Source organism: Baaleninema simplex PCC 7105 (genome assembly GCF_000332355.1).
GTDB classification, from domain to species: Bacteria; Cyanobacteriota; Cyanobacteriia; order Cyanobacteriales; family Geitlerinemataceae; genus Baaleninema; species Baaleninema simplex.
On sequence record NZ_KB235958.1, the window covers coordinates 387,275 to 393,650 of the forward strand.

5 protein-coding genes are annotated in these 6,376 nt (G+C 50.8%); 3 read left to right on the forward strand and 2 right to left on the reverse strand.

Going from position 1 to position 6,376, the window contains the following annotated elements:
- Positions 1 to 81 precede the first annotated feature (81 nt).
- The 3 genes from dnaB to GEI7105_RS0103720 all read left to right on the forward strand — a co-directional run bounded on the left by dnaB (position 82) and on the right by GEI7105_RS0103720 (position 4,277).
- Complete coding sequence (gene dnaB, locus GEI7105_RS0103710) at positions 82 to 2,448, forward strand: replicative DNA helicase (protein WP_017659140.1); 2,367 nt, start codon at positions 82 to 84, stop codon at positions 2,446 to 2,448.
- Between the two features lie 219 nt (positions 2,449 to 2,667).
- Positions 2,668 to 3,618 carry an ADP-ribosylglycohydrolase family protein gene (locus GEI7105_RS0103715; protein ID WP_017659141.1) on the forward strand — a complete coding sequence of 317 codons (951 nt, stop codon included), beginning with the start codon at positions 2,668 to 2,670 and terminating at the stop codon, positions 3,616 to 3,618.
- Between the two features lie 146 nt (positions 3,619 to 3,764).
- On the forward strand, positions 3,765 to 4,277 hold the full coding sequence (locus GEI7105_RS0103720; protein ID WP_017659142.1) for a universal stress protein: 513 nt from the start codon (positions 3,765 to 3,767) through the stop codon (positions 4,275 to 4,277).
- A 175-nt stretch (positions 4,278 to 4,452) separates the two neighbouring features.
- On the opposite strand, the gene GEI7105_RS0103725 is transcribed toward GEI7105_RS0103720, so the two are convergent.
- Both GEI7105_RS0103725 and GEI7105_RS0103730 read right to left on the reverse strand, forming a co-directional pair.
- Positions 4,453 to 4,668 carry a hypothetical protein gene (locus GEI7105_RS0103725; protein WP_017659143.1) on the reverse strand — a complete coding sequence of 72 codons (216 nt, stop codon included), beginning with the start codon at positions 4,666 to 4,668 and terminating at the stop codon, positions 4,453 to 4,455.
- Positions 4,669 to 5,400: 732 nt separating this feature from the next.
- The gene (locus tag GEI7105_RS0103730) at positions 5,401 to 6,144 is read right to left on the reverse strand and encodes a Uma2 family endonuclease (RefSeq protein WP_017659144.1); all 744 of its coding nucleotides are present in this window, start codon (positions 6,142 to 6,144) and stop codon (positions 5,401 to 5,403) included.
- Positions 6,145 to 6,376 lie beyond the last annotated feature (232 nt).

A 6,376-nucleotide genomic window follows, 5' to 3' on the forward strand; every position in this document is an offset into this window, starting at 1 on the left:
CTACACTGATAAACACGCATCCGAGACGACTCATCTGGTTATCACTGTTCGCTGTTCACTGCTCGCTGCTGACTGTAAAAAATGGTTCGGGAACTCGACTTTCAGGGTGGCTACGACGAAACGAAGCTTCCCCCTCAAAATATTGAAGCGGAAGAGGCGATTTTAGGGGGAATTTTACTCGACCCGGAAGCGATTAACCGCGTGACGGAGGTGTTGTCTGCCGAGGCGTTTTATATTCAAGCTCATCAGATTATCTATCAGGCGGCGCAAGGGTTGCACGCCCACGGACAACCGACGGATTTGATTAGCGTGACGGCGTGGTTGCACGATCGCGAGCAGTTGGATAAGGTGGGCGGCCGGAGTAAACTAGCTCAGTTGGTCGATCGCACGGTGTCGGCGGTGAATATCGACCAATATGCGGCGTTGGTGATGGATAAGTATTTCCGACGCCAGTTGATTCGGGCGGGACAGGAAATTAACGCCCTCGGATACGACACGACGCAACCGTTGGAAACGATACTCGATCTCGCCGAACAGAAGATTTTCAATATTACGCAGAAACGGCCGCAACAGGATCTGGTTCCGATTTTCGAGACGCTGATTCAGACGTTTCAGGACATTGAGATTCAACACGAAACCCAGGCGCAACCGGGGATTTTGTCGGGGTTTTACGATCTCGATGCGATGACGGGGGGATTTCAACCGTCGGATTTGATTATTGTGGCGGGGCGTCCGTCGATGGGAAAATGTTTGCACGGGCGATCGCAATTGTTGCTGTCGGACGGGCGTTTGGTCTCGATCGCACAGTTTTATCGTCGGGCGGTGTCGGAAACTTCTGAGGTTCCCGAACTCTTCACTTTGGGGAACGATTGGCAATTTCACCGAACTCAACCGTCGGATTTTCTCGACGATGGGGTAAAACCCGTGTTTCGAGTCACGACGCGGTTGGGGCGTCAGGTGGAAACGACGCTGACACATCCTTATTTGACGCGAACTGGATGGCGATCGCTGGCGGCGTTAAATGTTGGGGATAAAATCGCCGTTCCCCGTCGGTTGTCGGTGTTTGGCGATCGCACTCTTTCTGACTCGCAAATTCAGACTTTGGCGGAGAAGGTTTCGCGTTCTCAAACGATTTCCAAAATTGTCTTTCAATTGGAAAAATCGAAACTTGCTAAATTTTTAAATTGTCTGTTTTCTCAAAATGGCTGGGCGATAATCTCCGAACCCGAAAAAGGTGTTTTTTCTCAAGTTGGCTACAGTACGCCTTGCGAAACCGTCGCCCGTCAAATTCAACATTTACTGTTGCGTTTTGGTAGCCTCGCCTCGCTGCAAAAACAAAGTTACACGTGGCAACTCTCGATCGCGCGTCCTGACTCAGTTCAAACCTTTTTTGAGGAAATTGGAGCGTTTGGAAACGTCGTTTCTGGCGATCTCGTTCCTTCACCCTGGGAAGACGAACAGTCTCTACAAATTGGGACTGACTTCAAAGAAAATTCGCTAACACAAAAAAATAAATATGTCAAGACAAAAATCGCGATCGCTTCACCAAAATTAACCGTTATTCGAGACTTAGAAACCCTCGAATCTCCGAAGCGAGAAACCGGCGAAGTGTATTGGGACGAAATCGTGGCGATCGAATACATTGGAAACCATCAAGTTTACGATTTAACCATTCCCGAAACCCATAACTTCATCGCCAACGACATTTGCGTTCACAACACCGCAGTCAGCCTAAACTTCGCCCACAACATCGCCAATGCGTACCGGATTCCCGTGGCGATTTTCAGCTTAGAAATGTCTAAAGAACAGCTCGTACAACGACTGTTAGCCAGCGAAGCCGGAATTGAAAGCAACCGATTGCGGGCGGGTCGCGTGAGTCAAACGGAATGGGAGCCGTTGAGTCGGGCGTTGGCGTCGCTGTCAGAAATTCCGCTGTTTATCGACGACACGCCAAACATTACCGTAACGGAAATGCGATCGAAATGTCGTCGTTTGCAAGCCGAACAGGGTCAACCACTGGGGTTAATCTTGTTGGACTATTTACAGCTAATGGAAGGAGCGGGAGACAACCGAGTTCAAGAGTTATCGAGGATTACGCGATCGCTCAAAGGACTCTCCCGAGAATTGGACGTTCCGGTGATTGCATTATCACAGTTGAGTCGGGGCGTGGAAGCCCGAAATAACAAACGTCCGATGATGTCGGATTTGAGGGAAAGCGGGTCGATCGAACAAGACGCGGATTTAATCGTAATGTTGTATCGGGACGAATACTATTTTCCCGACACCCCCGATCGCGGAATCACCGAAATGATTATCGCCAAACACCGAAACGGGCCGACCGGCGTGGTCAAACTCCTCTTCGACCCGCAATATACCCGATTCCGCAACCTCGCCACGCCCAACCGCCCCATGTCAGGAAGTTCGTTTACACCGCTTCCGCCAGGTTGAGGTTAAGAGATGAGGAATCGTAGGGTGCCGTGACGTGGACGCCAAAATCCCGTCGAAGTCAGGCGAAGGAAGTCTTACCGCGTCACGCACCGCCCCCGCAGGCAAATGAGAAGACAGGGAGATTGCACGTCATCCCATCCTCCGGTCATCCCATCTGTCGAAACCGAACGCCTAAAATGGAAACACGCAAGAGAGACACAAAGCGTCTGAGGAAAACTCATGAGCGAAAAATCTGCCGTTCTTGCAGGATTGATGGGAGTTTGCGTCGCTGACGCGTTGGGGGTTCCCGTCGAGTTCGCCACGAGAGCCGAACGAATAGACGATCCTGTCACCGATATGCGAGGGTACGGAACCTACAACCAACCGCCAGGAACTTGGTCTGACGACAGTTCCTTAACCTTCTGTTTGGCGGATGCGTTGTGCGATGGATTTTCCCTCGACGCGATCGCCGAGAAGTTCCGTCAGTGGTTTACCGCCGAAATTTGGACGCCCCACGGAGAAGTCTTCGACATTGGCGGAACGACGACACGAGCGATCGGTCGCTTGATGCGGGGAACGCCACCGACGGAATCGGGAGAAACCGGCGAACGCAGCAACGGAAACGGGTCGCTGATGCGGATTTTACCGATGGCGTACTATGTGGATGCGTGGAATACTCAAACCCTGCTCGATCGCGTCCATCAAGTTTCCGCCATTACCCACGCTCACCCTCGAAGTCAGATGGCTTGTGGGCTGTATATCAGTATCGCCTCAGAAATACTGGCGGGAGACGATCCCAAAACCGCTTACCAAAAGGGGTTGCAAAAGGTGGAATCTCACTACCAGCAACCGCCGTTTCAGGAGGAGCGATCGCACTTCGATCGCATCTGGAACGACATCGCTCAACTGTCGGCCGACGACATCGCCTCCAACGGGTACGTCGTCCACAGTCTGGAAGCCGCTTTATGGTGTTTCCTCACCACCGACAGTTACGCCGACGCCGTTCTCAAAGCCGTGAATTTGGGGAACGACACCGACACCATCGCCGCCATTACTGGAGGGTTAGCAGGGTTGGCTTATGGCTTCGACGCCATTCCTCGAGCTTGGGTAGATCGACTCGCCCGCAAGCAGGACATCATCGACTTAGCGAAGCGGTTAGAGCGGGCGATCGAGAAGGACGTTTTTTCTTGACAAATTGAAATACATTTTGCCTCTATTCTTCGATAAACTATAAGTAAGATCGATAAATTGTTCGATCTCAAAATTTATTCTTCTGTTTCAAATTTTAAGAAAAACTTAAAATACAATGATTCGATCGATCGGAGGAGTTTGTAAACATGAGCTTTAAAAAAATTCTCGTCGCCCTCGACGATTCACCTTCCGCCCCCAAAGTCTTTCGTCACGCCCTGGATACCGCAGAACACGAAAGAGCAGACCTGCTAATTTTCCATTGCACGACCATGCAGCGTGTCAGTGAAGCGGTTCCCTTAATGGGAACGGGAATCGGCATCGATATGTCGAGCAGCAAAATGATGTTTGAATTGCAGCAGCAGCATCTCAGAAAAGAAACCGAACGGGTTGAAGAGATGATGAAAGGCTACCGCCAGCAAGCTGAAAAACGGGGCGTTAAGGTCAAAACAGAAAGTAAATTCGGCGATCCGGGGTCGTGGATTTGCGATGTGGCGCGAAGCTGGGACGCGGATTTAATCGTGTTGGGAAGACGGGGACATCGCGGGTTTAAAGAAGTCTTCCTGGGGAGCGTGAGCAATTACGTTTTGCACCAAGCCTCTTGTTCGGTGATGGTGATTCAAGGGCATTTACCGGAAGAGGCGGAAGAGAAAGAAAATTAGCGTTTGGAATGGGTGGGGTCGAGCGATGTGACAACCTTCGACCTCACGGGAGCCATTTAAAGAACATCGCGATACAAAAACAGCACAGCACTCAAAGTTCAGTTTGTATGGGAGTGCTTTTTATCAGGGTAAAGCAGATATCGCTTCATTCGATCGAGATAAGTTGGTTCGATGCTTACGAAAAAATGCTTAAGACGAACGGCCTCACGAACCACATCATACGGAATCCGAATCTCAACGCTTCGACTTCGCTCGCTTCGACTTCGCTCGCTTCGACTTCGCTCGCTTCGACTTCGCTCGCTTCGACTTCGCTCGCTTCGACTTCGCTCGCTTCGACTTCGCTCGCTTCGACTCCGCTCAGCGTTGAGTCCGAGCGGAGTCGAGGACTCAAACACTGGTTTTGTCCAACCTGACAAGTCCCTCTATCCCCCCAACCATCCCCCCAACCCCCCTTTCAAAGGGGGGCGAAGGGGGGATAGGGGGCTAAGGGGGGATGTGGTAAAGACTTCTTGAAACCTAGCTTATCGGAAACGAATCTCTCCGTAGCCCCCTTGGGTAAGGGAGGGTGGGGAGTTGACATCCTCACCGCCCTGGAAGGACGGTGATTCCCAAACCGTTCGGCTGACGCTCACGGCGAAGCCTCGCGATTTGGGTTCCTGCTTCCTTCTCTCTCGAGTTTTTCGCAGTTGCTCTCCGGATCGAGATCCTTCAAGTCTTCGTTCTCTCGGATGCAAGCTCCGAGAGCTGCGAAGACTGCGTCTTACACTCGCTTCACAGGAGGACACGGGTGGCGAACCGAGTTCGCCACCGTGAGATGTCCGTGCTGTAACGGTGTGTCCCACCGCCAAAATTCCAATTCAATTGGAGTTTTAGGCAAACTTACTAACTTGGGTTTCGTTAGCCAGTTTAACCATTCACGTCCATTGTACTGTAAAGCCGCCCTAGAAGGCTTGCCCTGAGCTAAGTCGAAGGCTTGCCCTGAGCCAAGTCGAAGGGGGCGGGGTTTCAAACCCAAAATTTTCGATAAAAACGTTTGGTAGCTTTGACACTGCTCATCTCTTTGGCTTACGTGTAGAACACTTTAACGGGCATCAAAATTCGTGAAAACCGGTTTCGACCCAGGCTAATCTAACGCATCGGGATCGATTCCTAACTCCTGCAAACGAGCCGCTAGTTGACGAGCGCGTTGTTCGGCAGTTTCTGCCCGTTGTTCGGCAGTTTCTGCCCGTTGTTCGGCAGTTTCTGCCCGTTGTTCGGCTTGCTGAAGTCGCTGCTGAACGGTATTGTAGTCGAGGAACGGCGAACCATCGGGACGATAAAGTTCCATCGTTTTGTCTTTCACTTCAAAGCGTATTTCCAAACGCGGACTAACCCAACCGTTCATTTCTTCAATAATATCTAAACGCGCCATTTCGGGAACTTCCGCTTCTCCGCGTAACCAACCGGAAAGATCGTTTTTCTGGGGGTCGTAAATATAATATTCTTCGACACCGTAATCGTTGTAAAATAAGAACTTACGCCCCATTTCTTTGAGGGTGTTTCTTGGGGACAAAATTTCAAAGACGACTTGAGGCGCGATGTCGTTTTCCTGCCATTGTTTATAAGAGCCGCGATCGCCTTTAGGGCGATCGAATGCCACCATGACATCGGGAGCTTGAGAGAGTCGGTTGTTGCCCTCGACGGGATACCAGAGGAGATCGCCCGCGACGAAAACGTTGGGATTTTCGGCAAACCACCACGCCAGATTGTGATAAATCACGCTAATCCAGCGAAATTGAACGGTATTGTCTGCCATCGGTTTTCCGTCACTGTCGGGGTAGACGATTTCGGGGGGCGATTTGGGTGGCGTCGAATGGGGAGTCACCATGAGTTTTAGGGGGGCGAGCTTGCTGCGATCGTAGCAAATTGAGGGAGGTTATCGGCGGAGGAGTTGACGGAAAAAGCGCCAGATAAAGAGTGTAATAAGCCACACTAAAGCGAAAGGAAATGCAAAAATTCGGGTCTTCGCAAAACAAGGTGATAAGAAAAACTTATTAAGTAAAGCAAGACAGAAAGCGCATTCGCATATTTTCAAAATTTATAAAGCCATAAGCTTGACG

Excerpts from the sequence above, each read along its gene's own strand:
- GEI7105_RS0103720 (WP_017659142.1), top strand. The coding sequence starts at position 3,765 with ATGAGCTTTAAAAAAATTCTCGTCGCCCTCGACGATTCACCTTCCGCC.
- GEI7105_RS0103730 (WP_017659144.1), bottom strand. The coding sequence starts at position 6,144 with ATGGTGACTCCCCATTCGACGCCACCCAAATCGCCCCCCGAAATCGTC.
- dnaB (WP_017659140.1), top strand. The coding sequence starts at position 82 with ATGGTTCGGGAACTCGACTTTCAGGGTGGCTACGACGAAACGAAGCTT.
- GEI7105_RS0103715 (WP_017659141.1), top strand. The coding sequence starts at position 2,668 with ATGAGCGAAAAATCTGCCGTTCTTGCAGGATTGATGGGAGTTTGCGTC.